This is a genomic window from Deltaproteobacteria bacterium (assembly GCA_016235345.1).
Lineage (GTDB): Bacteria > Desulfobacterota > Desulfobacteria > Desulfobacterales > Desulfatibacillaceae > JACRLG01.
The window spans coordinates 26,608-43,706 of the sequence record JACRLG010000023.1 but is presented as its reverse complement, the minus strand read 5'-3'; the positions used below and the strand labels follow the sequence as shown (position 1 = coordinate 43,706).

The following is a 17,099-nucleotide window of genomic DNA, read 5'->3' as shown; positions in this document are numbered from 1 at the left end:
TTATATCAATCTACGTAAAAGGGAACACGAAGCCTGATCAAAAACGATGAAGCGCAAGGAACGCGAGAAGCCAATGAGCAAGCGTACCACAGGTACGTGGCGGAATTGGCTTTGACGCGTGACACAGCGATTCGCGTTTTTGGACAGGCTTTCAGGCATTTATCTTTGCCATTATCCCCCCACAACCCTTGACTTCGCGCCCCGGAGTCCGGGCTATGGTGAGGATGGCCGGGCCGCATCTGCCGCAGGCGCACGGGCCGTTGACGCGCCTCACGGTGTCTCCGGTAATCAGAAATCCGGGATAGCTTTCGGCAAAGGGGTCCAGGACCGCCAGAACGCCCGTGATGTCGTCGCCTTCGATTGGATTCAGGGCCTCGTCCAGAATCAGGGTTTCCAGGAAGGGGGGCACGTGGTAGCGCCCGGCGGAACATTTCAGCATCACGGCCTGGATTTCCGTCATGGAGTAGCCCTCCACCACTGCTTCTTTCGGAAGACCGAAGGTTTCCATTATAAGGGCGTAAAGCTCGTCCTCTGCCAGGCGCTTTCCCTCGAAGGATTTCCAGCCTCCGCCCAGAATGGCCGCCGAGCCTTTGGGAAGGCGGATGGACATTCCGTGGGTTTTCGCCCGTTCGCAAAGTTCCAGAAGAAGGTAAGGAGCGCCGAAAATGAGGCAGCGGCGGCCCTTTTTGGCGCTTTTTTCCATTGACGCCAAAAGCCTGTGGTAGTGGAACTCCTTTTTCCGCACGGTCTCCGAAAGGAACGCTTCCGCCAGGGCCGCTTCCTCGGCAGTCCTTGCCCCGCGCACCACGGCGCGAACGGCTGCCGCTGAAAGGTTGGCCGGGTAGAGGAACTCGGCCTTTTTCAATTTCGCCGCCACCTGCTGGCCCGCGATCTGGATTCCCTGGAGCCCGCTTGCAAAATTGCAGAAAAACCCGTCTATACCGGGAAGGCCCAGCCTGTGGGTGAGATTTAAATAGGTATCGGGCGAAAGGTTTTTGAGGGCAAGGGACAGAAGCTTTGACTGCCAGGCCGGGAACACGCCCCGCTCGGCCAGAAGGGCGGGCATGTAGAGCGCGGGAAGCCTCGTAAAGGCCTCCCAGGTGCGGCCGTCCCGGGGCACGAAGGAGACCATTCCGCTGGTTCCGCTGGAAAAAACCACGGTTACGCCCCTGGCCGCAAGGGCCGAGAGCCACTTCTCCACGTTGTCGATGCCAGCCGTGTCGAACGTGATTTCCCGGTCCGAAAGGCTTGAGAGCCAGGCGTTCATGCCCGCGTAGTCGCTCTCGTCCAGAAGCCTTTGGGGATAGGACTTGAAAATCTCGTCGGTCAGAAGCAGATTCCGGGCGATAAAGTCGATGGAGGGATCCTCGCCACCAAGGCCCGCGCGTTCGCAGAGGGAGCGGTAAACGCCGATTTTTTCGCGGTAATGGCGATGGTTGAGGATTATCGCCCTGCGGCGGAGTTCCGAGCCCCCGCCGAAATCAACGGTCTTGTCCGCAGCCCACCGGGCCGTGAGGCGCAGAAGACCTTGGTGAACTGCGGCTTTTTCGGTGTTCCAGGACTCTTCCATTTTATCCCCCGGAAGGCTTCAAAGAAATTTGGTTGACATGGAATCCGCAAATTGACTATAGTTCAATTTACTGAACGTTGTTTAGTGATGTCAAGAAAAATTTTGCGGGCGGGAAAAAATGAAAAAGTTCGACGACATAAGAAACGAGGAAAAACTGGCCAGAAAGGACCATCTGGCCCAAATCGCCCAGGACATAATGCAGAAAAGGGGCATAGAGGCGGTTACGGTGCGCAGCGTGGCCACGGCGGCGGGGCTCTCACCCGGCGCGGTGTACCTGTATTTCAGGACCAAGGAGGAGATTTTCGTATATCTTCTGATAAGGCGGCTTTCCGGGCTGTGCGAGGACGTGTCCGCCGCCATGGAAATAAGCGAATCGAAGGAGGCCATACGGGCCATGGCCGGGAGCTACCGGGAATATTATCTCGCCTTCGGCCAGTACATCGACGTGTTCCGCTACCTTGCCCTTGGGGACAAGACCATGGAGGCGGTGTCCCCGGAAATGGCCATGGAGGTTAAGGTGGCCCTGGCGCGGGTTCTGGGAAAGCTCGAAGACTTTCTCAAACGCCCGGAAATGGCCAGGGCCTTGCGCGGCCTTCCGCCCTCACGCGGAGTGGCGGTTTTATGGTGCGCCATAACGGGCTTAGGCCAGGTGACCCTGAGCCCGGCGCGAGGACGCGAGGGCGGCTTCGACTTCGACTGCGTACTCTCGGACATCATGGAAATCTTTTTCGATTGAGGCGGAAAACGATCAATCGTGCAATTGGTAGCGATTTTTGATAAGCTATGTCCCGTTGAAAAATTTTGACCGAACCCGTCATTTTCCAAAAGGAACCGCCATGCCCCTCAAGACCGGCTCCCAATACCTGGAATCCCTTCGTCAGCTGAAACTTTCCGCCAGCATGATGGGCAAGGCGGTGGAAAATCCATCCGATCACCCCATCGCAGCTCCTTCGGCCAGGGCCGTGGCCCTAACCTTCGATCTCGCGCACGACCCCGAAACCAGCGGGCTTTTAACCACGCCATGCGGACTTTCGGGAGGCGCAGTCAACCGCTTCACACATCTTCATCAGAGCACCGACGATCTGGTCAAAAAGGTCCTGATGCAGCGGCTTTGCGGCAACAAGACCGCCTGCTGCTTCCAGCGCTGCGTTGGCATGGACGCGGCCAACGCCATGTTCGCCACCACCTTCGACTGCGACGGGGCGCGGGGAACCGGCTACCACCAAAGGTTCACCGATTACTGGAAGATGGTCCAGGAAAACGATCTGGTGGTGGACGGGGCCATGACCGACCCCAAGGGCGACCGGGGAAAGCGCCCGAAAGACCAGCCGGACCCGGACATGTTCCTGCGCGTGGTTGACCGCAAGCCCGGCGGAATCGTTGTGCGGGGAGCCAAACTGCACCAGACCGGCATGGCCAACGCCCACGAAATACTGGTCATGCCCACCCTTTCCATGCGCCGGGGCGAAGAGGACTGGGCCGTGGCCTTCGCCGTTCCCACCAACGCGCAAGGCGTAAAGCACATCTACGGCAGGCAGGCCAGCGACACACGGAAGCTCGAAGCCGGATTCGACGCCGGAAACACCTGCTACGGCGGACAGGAGGTGATGACGGTGTTCGAGGACGTTTTTGTCCCGAACGAGAGAGTGTTCCTAAACGGCGAGACCGAGTTTTCGGGGCCCCTTGTGGAGCTTTTCGCGGGCTACCACCGCCAGAGCTACGGCGGCTGCAAGGTGGGCACGGGCGACGTGCTGATAGGTGCCGCAGCCCTCATGGCCCGCATGAACGGAGTGGAAAACGCGAGCCACATAAAAGACAAGCTCGTTGAAATGATTCATTTAAATGAAACCATGTTCGCCTGCGCCATAGCCTGCTCGCACCTGGGCCACAAGACCCCGGCGGGCAACTACGCCATAAATACGCTGCTCGCCAATGTATGCAAGCAGAACGTCACGCGCTTTCCCTTTGAAATCGCACGCCTTGCCATAGACATCGCGGGCGGGCTCGTGGGCACCATGCCGTCCTCGGCGGATTTCGACGACCCGGAAAGCGGCCCCTACATCAAAAAGTATCTTGCCGCCGCCCCCGGAGTCGAAACCGGGGAGAGGATGCGGCTATTCAGGCTCATAGAAAACCTGGTGGCCGGAAGCGGATCCGTGGCCTACCTGATAGAATCCATGCACGGCGCGGGCCCGCCCCAGGCCCAGAGAATAATGATCGCCCGCCAGGGAAACCTGGAGCAGAAAATCGGCCTTGTGAAAAATTTGATCGGGGTATGACGCCGTACCGCTTTCAATACTGCTTTCTGACCTTGAAATATATGCGGAAAAGCCGCAGCCAGCCCATGTGGGTGCGCTTTTTCATCTGGTTTCCGTAGTAGGCTTGGCTTATCATGCGGAAAACCGGGTTGGGCGGCAGCTTCACCAGGATGTCCACAAGGGGCATGAGCCAAGGCCGGCGCACCAGGATACCGAAGAACTTATGCAGGTTCTGGATTTTTTTGGCGTCCGGCCCGGTCACCACGCTTGCGTCGAACCAGCTTTTGTTGAGCCGCCTCATGGCCTCGTCTTCCGCCATGCCGGTTTTTTCGGTACAGATTTCGGCGAACCGCGTTCCGGGAAGCGGCAGGGGAAGCGTGCACCAGGCGTAGTCGGGTTTGAGCTCCTGGTTTAAGCGCAGGGTTTCCAGGGTGGTTTCCAGGGGCTCGCCCGGAAGCCCGATAATATTATAGGTGCGGAACCAGATTTTGTGGCGTTTCAGAATTTCCACGCAGCGCCGTATCTCGGCGTTGGTGACATCCTTTCCCAGAAGCTCCTTGCGGGTCTTGTCGTTTCCGCACTCCACACCGAAGGCCACCGAGTTGCATCCCGATGATTTGAGCGCCGCCGCGATCTCGTCGTCAATGAACCTTGCGTGGAGGTTGACCCCGTAGGGAAGCCCTATCTCCTTTTCGTATCGTTCGCAGAATTCCAGCGCCCATTTCCTGTTCAAGGTGAAAAGGTCGTCGCTGATGTCAAGGAACCTGTACCCGTAGCGCTCCTTCACAAGTGAGATTTCCGCCATTACGTGGTCCACGCTGCGCCACCTAAGATACGGCCCTTTTCCCCTGGCCAGTGCCCGGAAGGCGTGGTTGGAGCAGTAATAACAGTTGAAGGGGCAGCCCCGGCTTGCCATGATCTTCTTGTGGGGCGAGGCGGCCAGAAAGGGGTACGGCCCGTAAAGCTCCTTCCTGGTGGGTATGGGAAGTTCGTCCAGATTCCTGATCACCTTGCCAATGGGGTTTTCGTAAACCCGGCCACCAAGTTTCACGTAGAAATTTTCGACGTTTACCGGCGGCGTCCCCTTGACCACGCCCGAAAGAAACTTCGGAAAGGCTATCTCTCCGTCGCCCCGGCAGATGGCGTCAATGGCCGGATGTTTGACGATTTCGGGAAAATGGGTGGGATGGGGCCCGCCCATCACCACCAGGGGCTTTTTGGAAAGGCCCTTTTTGGCCCTTTCCGCGAAATCGAGATACCAGTGGTGCTGGCCTGTGCAGACGGAAAGGGCGATGACGTCAGGCGCGAACAGTCCGATTTTCTTCTCGAATCCGCGCTCCTCCAGGAAAAACCTCACCTCGTGGCCCTGCCTCACAAGGATTTCCGCAAGCAGAAGCGGTCCTGACAGGTCCTCCCAGAAATTTTGAACAAAGGCCACGCGCATGAGGGGAAACGCCTTGGGGGGCTTGGGGGAGAGTTTCAAACAACAGCGCCGGACCGCCTTTTCAAGGAAATCCGGCGCTTTTTGACCAGAGGGAGCCTTCATAGCTCACAAGAAAATCTCAGCGCACAGCCTGGATAAAAACGATGAAGCGCAAGGAACGCGAGAAGCCAATGAGCAAGCGTACTAAAAGTACGTGGCGGAATTGGCTTTGAAGCGTGACACAGCGATTCGCGTTTTTAGACGGGCTGTTAAACTTGAAGGCGGCCACTCTCGATTATGGGCGGATCCTCCACGTCAAAAATCCGCTCCTCGTTCTTGTAAAGCTCGCGCTTTATGGCAAGCACCACGTTGCGGCGCTTGTTCATGGTTTTGCCCCATGCGACGGCCTTGTCAACCACCTCGTTGCCGGGCGCGGAATCAACCACCACGCCCATCTCGATGGCCTGGGCGGCGGTGAGGCGGCGGCCGGTGAGGGTGAGATCGACGAGGGTCTTTCCGGGCATGGCCTTCCTAAGAAGGGCCAGCATTCCGGGCAGGAAGGGGATCCCCAGGTCCACTTCGGGAAAGCAGAAAAAGCCGCGATCCGAGCGCATGTACCTGAAATCGAAGGCGCAGGAGAGAATCGCCCCGCCCGCGAAGGCGTGGCCGTTCATGGCGGCCACGGTGGGCATGGGGAAAAGCAGCACCCTTTTAAAAAGGTCGTTTAACCTGTAGAAGAAGGCCTTGCTTGTGACGGCGTCCTGGGCCATGACCACCGGCATGAGCCAGTCCAGGTCAAGGCCGTTGGACCATATCTTCTCGTGGGCCGAGCGCACCACCAGAACGGTTGCGTCGGTCTCCTTTTCTATGGAGTCGAGGCAGGCAAGGGTATCTTCGAGGAATTCCGGGTTGAAGCGGTTTTCGCCGCTATCCCAGGTCATGACGGCCACGTTGCCGTCCTGGGTGAAGGTGGCTTTCGACATTTTCGGTTTTCTCTCCTTGTTGATTTTACTCTCAATTCCAAATTTGAGATCGACAGGCTGAGTGAAAACGATGAAGTGCAAGGAGCGCGAAAAGCCAATGAGCAAGCGTACTGAAAGTACGTGGCGGAATTGGCTTTGATGCGCGACACCGCAATTCGCGTTTTCAGGCAGCCTGTCAGCCTAATAAATGGCGGGAAATCACCATCCTCTGTATCTCGCTTGTTCCCTCGTAAATGGTGAACACCCTGGCGTCCCGGTAGTGCTTCTCCACGGCGTAATCCTTTGTGTAGCCATAACCGCCGTGGATTTGCAAGGCTTTTGCGACAACGCGGTTCACCATCTCGCTTGCGTAGAGCTTGGCCATGCTGGCGGCCACGGTGAAATTTTCCAAGCGGTCCTTGGCTGCCGCCGCCGAGAGCATGAGAAGCCTTGCCGCCGCGATTTCCGTCGCCATGTCCGCTATTGGAAAGCTCACGCCCTGGTTGGCTGCTATTGGCTTTCCGAACTGCTCGCGGTGCCTTGCGTGGTAAACGGCTGCGTCCAGGGCCGCCTGGGCCACACCCACGCTCTGGGCCGCGATGCCTATGCGCCCGCAGTCAAGGGCGCTCATGGCGATGAGAAAGCCGCTTCCCTCGCCTCCCAGGATGTCTCGCCCGTCCACTTCGCAGTTTTCAAAGTAGAGGTCGGCGGTGTCAGAGGCGCAAAGGCCCATCTTGTTTTCGAGACGCCCCACCGAAAAGCCGGGGGTTCCCCGGCGCACCAGAAAGGCCGAAATTCCACGGTGTCTCCTGGCCGGATCGGTCTTGGCGGTCACTATCACCAGTTCCGCGTTTTTGCCGCTTGTTATGAAGCGCTTGACGCCGTTTATGAGCCAGCCCTTGTCGGTTTTGGTGGCCGTGGTTTCCTGGCGCACGGGGTCGGACCCCGCAAGGGGCTCGGTCATGGCAAAGGCCCCTATCCATTCCCCCCGCGCAAGAAAGCCGAGGTACCGGTCCTTCTGGTCCTTGGAGCCGAATTTCATGAGAGATTCGCACACGATGGAGTTATGCACGCTCATCACCACCGCAGTTGACGCGCAGGCGTAGGCGATCTCCGAAAGCGCCGAGGCGTAGCTGACCGTGTCCGCGCCCGCTCCGTCGTACTCCGGCGGAACCATCATGCCCAGAAAGCCCAGCTCGCCCATCTTTGAGAGGCTTTCCCCCGGAAATTCCTTGGACTTGTCCCTTTCCATGGACAGGGGCAGAAGTTCCTTCCGGGCGAACTCGCGGGCCATTTTCTGCACCATGCGCTGTTCAGCCGTCAGTTGAAAAGACATCGTGTTCTCCTTTTTAAACATAAAACCAACAACAGCCGCTTATAAACCGCTATGTTGGGTGGTTCATGGTCGTATGGCCAGGGTTAACCCAACATTTCTCAAATGATTCAAAAGTGTTGGGTGAACCTGCGCTTCGCACAGAACCACCCAACCTGCGAAAATCCAAGCCTTGCCCACCCTTCCCGCAAGCCTCGACCCGGCGGGGCGATCACAAGCACGATTCTCTGCCGCCATTCCCGTAAGCCTCGGCTGAGAGGAGACACAAGCGATGAAATGCAAGGAAGGCGAGCGAGCGGCGATGGAGCGTACGCTTTTGTACGTGACCGAGCCGGGAGGCGATGCCTGACACAGCAGTTCGCGCTTGTGTCTCCTCTCAGGGAGTGTAGAGGACGACCACGGCCTTGGTCTGGCTGCTGCTCGTGTTGGCCAGCTTGTGCGGAATGAGCGAGTTGAAGTGCAGGCTCTCGTCCGGCCCCAGAATCGTTGTCTGCTCGCCCACGGTTATGGATAGCTTGCCGGAAAGGACGTACACGAACTCCTCGCCCTCGTGCCTGTATCCCACGCTCTGGTGGGCGGAGTTGGGCTCTATGGTGATTCTGAACGCTTTCAGGTGCTTGTGCCGCGCCCCCGGCGAGAGGGTGCAGTAGGCGTAGTTCTCGGTGCGCTTTTCAAAGGCCTCGGCGCGGGTTTTCCGGGCCTCTTTTTCCTCTTTCAGGAAATTGTCCGAGTCCACCTCAAGGGCGCGGGAGATGAGGAGAAGGGTGCCCACTGCGGGCATCACCGCGCCTTCCTCCACCCTTTCCAGTTCCTTCTCGGCAACGCCCGTCTCGCCCGCTAGCTGGGCGAGGCTCCATCCCTTTTCCAGGCGGATTTTCTTTATGCGTCCGCCCAGGCTAGACGGCTCGGCGCTTTTTTTGGCTGCCATGTCAACCCTCCATGCCGTGATTTGTGATTATGCGAAGCAAAAGCGCGGCGCTTTTCACCATGTCATCCACCGAAACGATTTCGCGGGTGGTGTGAACGTTCGCCATGCCGCACCCAAGGATGGCGGCGGGTATGCCCTTTGAAAAGAAGACGTTGGCGTCAGAGCCCCCGCCCGATGCCTTGGTGACCACGGTGCGCCCAAGGCTTGCGCCCGCTCTGACCGCCGCCCGAACAAGCGGATGATCGTCTTCAATGCGCATGGCGCGGTAGTCGTTTTCGATGTCCACCTCAACCGAGGCGGCCCCGATTTCGGGCGTTATCATCCGGTTGGTGTCGGCCACAGCCCGGCGGAAGGCCTCCTCCATCACGGTGGTCACCCGCGCCAGCTTCGATTCGTCGTGGCTCCTGGCCTCGGCCTTTACCAGCACCCGGTCCGGCACTATGTTGGTGGCGCTGCCGCCCTCGATCACCCCCACGTTGCAGGTGGTCTCGAAATCCACCCGGCCCAGGGAAAGCTCGGCAATGGCGCGGGCCGCTGCGGCTATGGCGTTGATGCCCTTTTCGGGGGAGCTTCCCGCGTGGGCGGACTTGCCCCTGACCACGAAGGTGATGCGGTTGGCGCAGGGGGCGCTGGTGATAAGGGCGTCCGGGTCCCAGGCGTCCAGGACGTAGCCCGCCCTGGAATGCACCATGCCGTAATCCAGGTTTTTCGCGCCCAGAAGGCCGATTTCCTCGGCCACGGTGAAGATTATTTCAAGGGCAGAATGGGGGATTCGATCCTCGGCCAGAACCGAGAGGGTTTCCAAAATCACGGCCACGGCGCTCTTGTCGTCCGCGCCCAGGATGGTGTTGCCGGATGAGCGGAAGATACCGTTTTCCAGGATCGGGACTATGCCGCGCCCCGGCTCCACGGTGTCCACGTGGGCGCAGATAAGAAGGGGGGGGCCGGACCCGTTTCCGGGAAGCCTTGCTATGAGGTTGCCGGATTCGCCGCCCAACTTTTTCCCGGCGTCGTCAAAGCTGACGCTTGCGCCCAGGTTTTCCAGCATTGGGGTGAGGCATGCCATTATTTCGCCTTCGTGAAGGCTTATGGAGTCGATGCGGACAAGGGAATCGAAGGTTTTTGCCAGACGGGCCGGATCGATCATCGATAGATAATCCTTTACGCGCATGTTTGGGGGCGTTTGTTTTCCAAGCTCTTGTTGACAGGGCGGGAGGGACTATAATACAAAACTTCGCGTTGTGCAAAAGGATGGAAAAAATCGCGGAGGATTGAAAAGATTCCGCCCCGGCGCGGTCGGCTTTTATCGGCTGGCGATCATCCGCATCGGGGAAATGCTTTTGCCCGTAGCAGGAACCGCAGAAAACCAGGGAAGTGCCAAGCTCACTGGTGGGGCTCCCGGACTTCAAATCCGGTGTGGGGCGTTGAGAAGCGTCCCAGGTGGGTTCGATTCCCATGCACTTCCGCCAATTATTTCAAGGCGATAGCGAACTGATGGTTGATGCGGGCCGGTAAGGCCCGGATTCCGTTTCCGCTCAAATCGGCGCATATCCGGCCAAGTTTGCGCCCAAAATGCGCCCAAAAAAATCCTGATTGAGCCCAAAATTGAGCCCAATGGCGCCCAAAAAAGCCCGACTCGGAGTGATCCGGGCCGGGCTTGGTGTTTCTATCGGATGCTGCTCGGATTCCGGCTTCCGACCGCTAATCAAATGCCTTGCTTTTTTCCGATCAGTCTTTGCCTGTATCAAATGGCCCCCTTGCTCTTGGTGCTGATGCGGAAACGTCTCGCATAGTCCAGAATCACCGAGGGTATACTCCCTCCATAGCGGGGTGCTCCCAACAGACATCAAGCAATTCAGCCCAAATCTCTGGGCGTTGGAGGCCCCAGGAGTAGGCCAGAATATTATCCTCCGCTTTGTAAGTGTGGCAATTTTTTATATGACGTTTCTCCGCAAGCAGAAATTCCTTCCTCCACCGGAAAGCATTCTCATGTTGGCCGAGAATGCAGGCACCAACTAACTGACCCAGACAAAAGAACAAAAGGGTTTCAGTGTCATTGCCTTCCTTGATTTTCTCGTGCACCAGTCCCAAATAATCAAACAAATCGATCATCCACTCCTTGCCAAGCGACCGGCATACATCCAAGGAAATGGCTATGTTATCAGCACAGCAGTTAATGCTTCCCCCCTCGCTGTCGGCGCATACAGCCAGAAGCAGGGTCGTGCAGTAACATACTCGTAATTTGAGGAATTTTGAGATTTCAGGGTCCGATTCGGTATAATGCGACAAGTCCCAACGGCTCAGTTCCAACACTTCCAGAGGAAACCACGGATCCACCGGACAAGGAAGCTTGTCCTCATCATGAATGGATTTTAATGCCTGGAAATGCTCGTCGGCCTCCTGCCCGTAATCGGCTTCAGCTATGGATGTCAGGAAGCTTTCCACATCAGAAGGCAGGTTTGCCTTCAATCGTTGCCAGATTTTTATTTGCGAAAGATCCATGGTATCAGCCGTTAAGAGGGAAGAAATGATGGAACATGAAAATCGGCTTTTTGAAAAGCTGTTGTAGCTACCTTTTCGGGTCAATTCCGGGCATCGCTTGGATTTCAAACATCGTGATTCCTATTCATGCAAAAGTCAAGAACCTGAAAGGCAGGTGCTTGGAGCAAAGGTGATTTCGCCGCGTCTCTCCCGCGATCCTCGCTTGGCCAGGAGAGCCATAGCCCTCCTTTGATCGTTTCCCTTGCTTCCTGCTTCCTGGGTTCCTTCAGTGCGGCCACGTGCGCCACGCTGCCTGAGAACCGCCCGCCAATCCGATGCCTTTGCTTTTTACCGATTCGCCTTTGTCCCTGCCTGCTGTGCGTCTCTCCCGCAGCCCTCACCTCACCCATCTTTGCGCGCCCTCTTTTGGCTTTACCTGCGCTCATCTCCCGCAGCCCTCCCGCCTGCCCTCAACCTGACTTATCCGCCCTGATTGAGGGAGACGCAGGGGAAAATCCGTCCAAAGTTGCGTCCGGTTTCCGTCCAAAGTTGAAGAGCATAACGCCTTGTTTTTATTATATTCGTCCAGACCGTCCAGAAATTTCCCTATCTTTCGCGTATATTCATTTTAGAGAATTGGCGATTTTGTGTATTTGTTGATCCATATTTCTGGCAAATTCGAGAAAGTAATATATAAAAAAAGAATGTACCGATTTTGCCGGACTGTTTGGACGGGCCACGGCTGGCGCGGCTCTTCGCGGACGGGAGCTGGACGCAACTTTGGACGGAACCCGAATGGAGCCAAAAACATGCGGGGGTGGGAGGTCTGATTCTTTTTCGCGGCTGTTTTGGCCCTGGAAGCGCCCGGACCGAGGCGGCCGGTCTTGCGCGCGGGCTCTCGACGCTGGGTAGAGGGGGGAACGCGGGGCGCAACCGGGTGATTTCCCGTCCTAAAATTTTCGGCCTGTCAGACCTGGAAAACATGCGGGCCGCCACAAGATGTAGTGTTTGAGAGCGGGATTTCGGCCTTGCCGGGCGACAGAAGGCGGCCAAATGCCGGAAAGCCTTGATTGACGGGGCTTTCCGTTTTTTGGTTCTCGTTAACTTTTATGTAAAAGTTAGCGAGACGCCGAACCGGAAACCGGAAGTCCTGCTCCATGCAATGAGCCTTATTAAAGAGCACTTTTTTATGACAACATAAAAAAGATATAATGATTAGGCTGTATTATACGATCATTATAATTGAGCATTAATAGGCGCTCATATTTCTGAGCAAAAGGCATTGCTCGAAATCCGAAAACCGGGGAGGCCGGGACTCCCCCCCCTGGTATCATTGGCCCGCATGGGATTTTTGAAGGTTTCCGAGCCCACGCCGGGCACATTTGAACGCCTGCGGGATGCGGGGATTCTACGCAACGGCGCGGGGATTCGGGGGGATAAGGAACTTGATGAATGTTTACAGCAATATCAGCTTTGACGGTATTCAACCTGACATAAAAAGCGCGTCAAGAAAAAAATTGAAAAATTCTCGCCAAAAATTGAAAAAATATGGGTAAAAATGCCACATTTCTCGCTAAGTTTTTTTCCGACGTATCCCAAAACTTAGCGAGAAAAAATCATGATTTCAGCCTGTTGAAAAATATCAGTTGAAAAACCCGTGGTATGCGTATCGCCAGGATCCCATCACGCCAATTTACACGAGGCAGGGCTTTATGGCGAACACGCAAACGAAAATCGAGAAATGGGGATTGGCTCCCAAGGTTCTCGAACTGCTTTCAAAGGGGATCACCTCCCCGTCCGCAATCGCGGAGGCCCTGAACGAGTTCATGCTTGGTTCGGATGAGCACAGGGGCCGCTCCGTCACACGTACCGCAGTCACCCGCTTTATCGACGCCAAAAAGCCCGAAATCAAAAAAGCCGCAACTGAGATTTTCACAGAGCACGTCAACGCCGTGGTGCCTGCCGACTTGAAAGCCCTGGAGGAGATCGAGGCGAGTTGCCTCGCCATGTTCCGGGAGACCGTGGAGAACCGTCACGCCCGGCTGGCGGAAGCTGCGGTTAAAATCAAGGCTGAGGCGGCCCGATGGCGGGCCATGCTGGATGCCGCCGATCATTGACCTCAAGCTCACCAAGGCCGCCATGCTGGAGGATGACGGCAAGGGCCGGATTTTCATTTTGGACAGCAAGAGCGACGAAGCCCGCAGCCTGATGGATGAAAACGGCGGCGAGCGCAAGGTTTTCACCATGCTGACCGGGGGCAGGAATGGGTGACCTTTTCTTCGACCTTTCCCCCATCCAGAGCGCCTTCGTTCACTCCGACGCCCAGGTGGTGATGCTGATGGGCAGCATGGGCGAGGGCAAGACCTACGCGGGCGGGGTGGCTATCGTTCGCCACGCGGCCCGGTGTGGGGTGCCCATCCGTGCGGCAATAATCCGCGACACCCACCAGAATTTGAAGCTCTCAACCGTGCCGGACTTGCAAAGGATGTTCGGCAGGTTCGTGCATTTTCACGACGATTTCAAGCGCATGGTCATTGACTGCGTGCCGCGTGTTGAGTGCGACCTTTTCGGCATTGATGACCCGGCCTCACTCTCAAAACTCCAAGGGCCGCAGTACGCCATGATCTGGCTGGAAGAGCCCGCGCCCATCGTGGAAAAGGCAAACGCGGGCCTTCCCCGTGACGTGTTCGACCTTGCCATGGCGCGCGCCGCAAGGCAGGCCGGGACCGCCATGCGGGTGCAGATAACCCAGAACCCGGCGGACGAGAACCACTGGACCGAGGATTTGTTCATGGCTCCGGCGGTGATGATCGAAAATCTTGAGACCGGCGGGCGGATTCTGAAGGATTGCTTCAGGATTCCGTACAAGGACAACAAGTACTTAAACCAGCACGCTCGCGACGCCAACAAGGTGGCATTCGCAAACGATCCGGGAAAATTCGCGCGTTACGTTGAAGGCCGGGCCGCGCCGGTGAATCGCGGGTGCGCGGTGACGCCGGAGTACAACGCCAAAATCCACTTCACCGAGTCCATTTTGCCCGTGGTTCCTGGAGCCCTGGGAGTACGCGGCTACGACGCATGGCATCACCCCTGCATCATAGTATCGCAGTACATCAATCCTGGCCGCCTCATCGTTCACGACGTTCTTTGCGGCGACGGCTGCGCCATCGAGGAAATGATCGAAGGCCCGCTTCTCACCCTCCTTTCGACTCCCAAGTATTGCGCGGTCGGAAAACCCAAGATCGGCGACTGGCGGGACATCGGCGACCCTTCCATGAGGACCCCGGACCAGTCCAGCGTTCAGCGCACAACGGCGCGGCTTTTGGAAGACAAGCTCAAAACCCGGTTCGAGCCGGGGCCGGTCAAACTCGCAGCGCGTTTGAACCCCCTCAAAAGTGCGCTTCTTCGCCTTGCGCCGGACGGCAACCCGCTGGTGGTGGTGTCGCGTTCGGCGTATCCGCTGCACCGGGCCTTGAACGGCGGCTGGCATTTCAAGAAGGACAACAGCGGCAACATCATAGGCACACAGCCGGAAAAGGACGCGCACAGCCACGTGGGCGACGCCTTCTCGTATCTCGTGGCGCAGGTTTTCCCGTTCCGGCGCGAACGGGCCACGAAAAGCGAGACCTCGGCCCGAAACGTGAGGGCCAAAAGCCTTGCCGAAAGCTACGGCCATTCCAGGCACACATCCGGAGGATATTTGCATTGAAGCGATACGAAAACGTGTGGGCCATGAGGCGGCCAAACGGCGCGGAGTTCTACAAGTGCACCGAGTGCGGCGGCGAGACCCACCCCGAAAACGGCCACAACGGGGAGCCCGACGCGCATCAATGCCGGGGCGATTGCCAGTGCAATTCGTGCCGGGTGAAGGCCGGAAGCGCCGCGTACCGCGCCAATTTTGACGCAATTTTTCCGAACGCCAAAGGGGCCGGACTGTGAGCGGGGACGATTTCATACTGCCGCCCGGCGCGAAACTCGTTGCCGACATCAAGGCGCGCGGCGAAAGGCTCTTGAACGCGGACCCCAAGGAGCTCGCCGAACGCGAGGAGGCGGCCAGCGCCTACAGCGCGGAGAACGAGCGGCATTTCGTGGCCTTCGCCACGGACATGATCGCATCGAGCCTCAAGGCCAATGAGGACATCCGGCGCGCCCAGCACGACCTTTACCGGGTTTTCCAGGAGGAGGAGCCGGTTTTTTACAAGGACAAGGAGTCCTGGCAAAGCCGGGTGGTGGTGCCGAAACCCTTCAACACGGTGCTTTTCGGGGCGAGCACGGTGAGAAAAGCCTTCTCGCCGGATTTTCTATCCATAGCGGATGAAAGCGACACCAGGGCCGAAGCCTTCTGGCGGCCCCTGATGACCCGGATTTTGTCCGCCTCGCGGGCCAAGTTCGTTCTTCGCTTCACCGACGCCTGCATGATGGCGCTGGCCGTTGGTGTCTCCATGGAGATGATCCCGGTGTGGACCCCGCGTCAGGGCCTTTCGTTCGAGCTTGTGGAGCCCTGGAAGATTCTGCGGGACCCGGACGCGCCTCCGCGTGACCCCTGGGGCGGCATGTTCTGGATTCACCGGGAATGGGTGGACAATTTCGTGCTGCTTCGTGAGCAGGCCAGGGGCCGCTATTTCAACGTTGAAGCGTCCTGGGATACGAGCCGGAGTTCCGCCGACAGCCTGGACCCCTTCATGAGCGAGGAGGCGGTGCGGCAAAGGAAGGATCAGGTTTGGGAGCGTAGCGCGTTCCGAAAAATGGTCCAGGTGGACGAGTACTGGGGGCAGGTGCTTTCGCCGCGCGGCGAACTTCTGCTTGAAAACGCCTGCTATTCCATCGCGGGCGGGCGGCTGATTTCGGAAGTCGAGTCCTCGCCATACGCCACCATCCGCTGGCCGGGGGTGTCCTTTTCGCCCCTGCCTCATCTGTTGCGCTACGGCGGGCGCGGATTCTTGCAGGGCATTACCTCCGTCTGGGAGTCCATGAACAATCTCATGTGCCTGCACGAGGACGCCTTGAAGTGGCAGGTGAACCCGACGCGGGAAGTCAACATTGACGCCCTTGACGACCCCGCCGACGTGGAGGACTGGCCGGGAAAAAAGATCATCACACGAGATACCGTCAACGGCCAGCAGGCGGTGAGGGTCACCAAGCGCCCGGACGTTACCGGGGCGGTTCTCTCCAACATGCAATTCTACAACGGGCTTTTCCAGGAAGGCAGCCTTGTGCCGGATGTTGTGCGCGGACTTCCGGGCCTACGCAAGGAGGTCACGGCCCGCGAGGCAAGCCAAAGCCTGGACCAGAGTATCGCCCCCTACAGCATGGTGGGCCAGAACTTCGAGGAAGGCGCGGGGCATTGCATCGTTGCGGCATACGAAACCCTGCTCGCCTTCGCGGATTACGCCGATCTGGCGGACGTGATGGGCGACGAATTCCTCGCCAAGGCCGGTGTCGCCGAGGGCGCGGACGGCAGGCCAGAAAATCTGCCGGAGCTTTCCGGGGCCTTCCACGTTTCGGGCATGGGAAGCCTGATGAAGGACGCCGAAACCCTGCGGACTTTAACCGAGATCGTGATCCCGCTTTCGGGCAACCCTCGATTCGCGCCGTTCATAAGGCCCGGACAGGTTTTGAAGAGCATCGAGGTGAGGACGAACCTTTCGGACGAGGACGTGTTCGTTTCGCCCGAAACCGCGAAGGAAATTGACGACGCCCAACTGGCGTCAATTTTAGCGCCGCTTGCGGCTCAGGCAACGGCAGCCATGGAGGGAAACATTGAGGGGAACGGGAGTGGACCCGGTAACGGGCAGGCCCAATGAGGAAAAGCGCGGGCGGAACGCGGAGGAAGCCGAGGCGGAGCACTTAAAGCGCCTGGAAGCCAAGGCCGCCCTGGCCGGTTTCACCGAAACAAGCGAGGGGAAAATCTTCGTGGATCTCGTGCGGGAAAGGTTCACCACCCGCGTTGAGGCCCTTGCAATGGCGGACCCCGAAGCATCGGTCCTTTTGTCGCTCTTGAACGAAATGGGCCTCAAGGAGCGTCAGGCCGCAAGCGCCGCCGAGGAATTGGCGGGCAGGAGGTTCCTCAAAAGAACGTGATTCGATTTCCCTCGGTTTGTTTCAGCGATCCATCGCGGGCATGTCGCCCAAATGGAACGGGCC

At 58.0% G+C, this 17,099-nt stretch carries 15 protein-coding genes and 1 tRNA gene; 9 read left to right on the top strand and 7 right to left on the bottom strand.

All coding sequences use genetic code 11. The features are described 5' to 3' along the window. Positions 1-151: 151 nt before the first annotated feature. Positions 152-1,570, bottom strand: a complete 1,419-nt coding sequence (locus HZB23_10830) for a hypothetical protein (protein ID MBI5845149.1) — start codon at positions 1,568-1,570, stop codon at positions 152-154. 118 nt (positions 1,571-1,688) lie between these two features. Between HZB23_10830 and HZB23_10825 the strand changes: the two genes are divergently transcribed. Next, complete coding sequence (locus HZB23_10825; protein MBI5845148.1) at positions 1,689-2,306, top strand: TetR/AcrR family transcriptional regulator; 618 nt, start codon at positions 1,689-1,691, stop codon at positions 2,304-2,306. Positions 2,307-2,406: 100 nt separating this feature from the next. Beyond that, positions 2,407-3,849, top strand: coding sequence for a 4-hydroxyphenylacetate 3-hydroxylase family protein (locus HZB23_10820; protein ID MBI5845147.1), 1,443 nt, complete (start codon positions 2,407-2,409; stop codon positions 3,847-3,849). A 13-nt stretch (positions 3,850-3,862) separates the two neighbouring features. Here HZB23_10820 and HZB23_10815 read toward each other — a convergent pair whose 3' ends face one another. The 5 genes from HZB23_10815 to HZB23_10795 all read right to left on the bottom strand — a co-directional run bounded on the left by HZB23_10815 (position 3,863) and on the right by HZB23_10795 (position 9,621). Beyond that, positions 3,863-5,311: a B12-binding domain-containing radical SAM protein gene (locus HZB23_10815; protein ID MBI5845146.1), complete on the bottom strand. Its 1,449-nt coding sequence runs from the start codon at positions 5,309-5,311 to the stop codon at positions 3,863-3,865. A 209-nt stretch (positions 5,312-5,520) separates the two neighbouring features. Next, positions 5,521-6,234: an enoyl-CoA hydratase/isomerase family protein gene (locus HZB23_10810; GenBank protein MBI5845145.1), complete on the bottom strand. Its 714-nt coding sequence runs from the start codon at positions 6,232-6,234 to the stop codon at positions 5,521-5,523. A gap of 175 nt (positions 6,235-6,409) precedes the next feature. Next, entirely contained in the window at positions 6,410-7,549 is a 1,140-nt protein-coding gene (locus tag HZB23_10805) for an acyl-CoA dehydrogenase family protein (protein MBI5845144.1), read from the bottom strand. A 373-nt stretch (positions 7,550-7,922) separates the two neighbouring features. After that, on the bottom strand, positions 7,923-8,474 hold the full coding sequence (locus HZB23_10800) for a helix-turn-helix transcriptional regulator (protein MBI5845143.1): 552 nt from the start codon (positions 8,472-8,474) through the stop codon (positions 7,923-7,925). 1 nt (position 8,475) lies between these two features. Next, positions 8,476-9,621, bottom strand: a complete 1,146-nt coding sequence (locus HZB23_10795; protein ID MBI5845142.1) for a M20/M25/M40 family metallo-hydrolase — start codon at positions 9,619-9,621, stop codon at positions 8,476-8,478. A 223-nt stretch (positions 9,622-9,844) separates the two neighbouring features. Between HZB23_10795 and HZB23_10790 the strand changes: the two genes are divergently transcribed. Beyond that, positions 9,845-9,943: transfer RNA gene (locus tag HZB23_10790), tRNA-Sec, on the top strand. A gap of 331 nt (positions 9,944-10,274) precedes the next feature. On the opposite strand, the gene HZB23_10785 is transcribed toward HZB23_10790, so the two are convergent. Continuing rightward, positions 10,275-11,084, bottom strand: coding sequence for a hypothetical protein (locus HZB23_10785; GenBank protein ID MBI5845141.1), 810 nt, complete (start codon positions 11,082-11,084; stop codon positions 10,275-10,277). A 1,583-nt stretch (positions 11,085-12,667) separates the two neighbouring features. Between HZB23_10785 and HZB23_10780 the strand changes: the two genes are divergently transcribed. Genes HZB23_10780 through HZB23_10755 form a run of 6 tightly spaced genes read left to right on the top strand, consistent with a single transcriptional unit; the run spans position 12,668 to position 17,036 of the window. After that, complete coding sequence (locus HZB23_10780; GenBank protein ID MBI5845140.1) at positions 12,668-13,072, top strand: hypothetical protein; 405 nt, start codon at positions 12,668-12,670, stop codon at positions 13,070-13,072. After that, the gene (locus HZB23_10775; GenBank protein ID MBI5845139.1) at positions 13,056-13,226 is read left to right on the top strand and encodes a hypothetical protein; all 171 of its coding nucleotides are present in this window, start codon (positions 13,056-13,058) and stop codon (positions 13,224-13,226) included. The genes HZB23_10780 and HZB23_10775 overlap by 17 nt, the downstream gene beginning before the upstream one ends. Beyond that, entirely contained in the window at positions 13,219-14,664 is a 1,446-nt protein-coding gene (locus tag HZB23_10770) for a hypothetical protein (GenBank protein ID MBI5845138.1), read from the top strand. The genes HZB23_10775 and HZB23_10770 overlap by 8 nt, the downstream gene beginning before the upstream one ends. Further along, complete coding sequence (locus tag HZB23_10765; protein MBI5845137.1) at positions 14,661-14,894, top strand: hypothetical protein; 234 nt, start codon at positions 14,661-14,663, stop codon at positions 14,892-14,894. Before HZB23_10770 ends, HZB23_10765 begins: the two co-directional genes overlap by 4 nt. Continuing rightward, positions 14,891-16,759, top strand: coding sequence for a hypothetical protein (locus HZB23_10760; GenBank protein MBI5845136.1), 1,869 nt, complete (start codon positions 14,891-14,893; stop codon positions 16,757-16,759). Before HZB23_10765 ends, HZB23_10760 begins: the two co-directional genes overlap by 4 nt. Beyond that, positions 16,731-17,036, top strand: coding sequence for a hypothetical protein (locus tag HZB23_10755; protein MBI5845135.1), 306 nt, complete (start codon positions 16,731-16,733; stop codon positions 17,034-17,036). Before HZB23_10760 ends, HZB23_10755 begins: the two co-directional genes overlap by 29 nt. Positions 17,037-17,099: the final 63 nt, after the last annotated feature.

What these genes read in the sequence shown, in the direction of transcription:
- HZB23_10805 (MBI5845144.1), bottom strand. Translation starts at nt 7,549, where the DNA reads ATGTCTTTTCAACTGACGGCTGAACAGCGCATGGTGCAGAAAATGGCC.
- HZB23_10825 (MBI5845148.1), top strand. Translation starts at nt 1,689, where the DNA reads ATGAAAAAGTTCGACGACATAAGAAACGAGGAAAAACTGGCCAGAAAG.
- HZB23_10770 (MBI5845138.1), top strand. Translation starts at nt 13,219, where the DNA reads ATGGGTGACCTTTTCTTCGACCTTTCCCCCATCCAGAGCGCCTTCGTT.
- HZB23_10820 (MBI5845147.1), top strand. Translation starts at nt 2,407, where the DNA reads ATGCCCCTCAAGACCGGCTCCCAATACCTGGAATCCCTTCGTCAGCTG.
- HZB23_10810 (MBI5845145.1), bottom strand. Translation starts at nt 6,234, where the DNA reads ATGTCGAAAGCCACCTTCACCCAGGACGGCAACGTGGCCGTCATGACC.
- HZB23_10830 (MBI5845149.1), bottom strand. Translation starts at nt 1,570, where the DNA reads ATGGAAGAGTCCTGGAACACCGAAAAAGCCGCAGTTCACCAAGGTCTT.
- HZB23_10800 (MBI5845143.1), bottom strand. Translation starts at nt 8,474, where the DNA reads ATGGCAGCCAAAAAAAGCGCCGAGCCGTCTAGCCTGGGCGGACGCATA.
- HZB23_10775 (MBI5845139.1), top strand. Translation starts at nt 13,056, where the DNA reads ATGCCGCCGATCATTGACCTCAAGCTCACCAAGGCCGCCATGCTGGAG.
- HZB23_10780 (MBI5845140.1), top strand. Translation starts at nt 12,668, where the DNA reads ATGGCGAACACGCAAACGAAAATCGAGAAATGGGGATTGGCTCCCAAG.
- HZB23_10795 (MBI5845142.1), bottom strand. Translation starts at nt 9,621, where the DNA reads ATGATCGATCCGGCCCGTCTGGCAAAAACCTTCGATTCCCTTGTCCGC.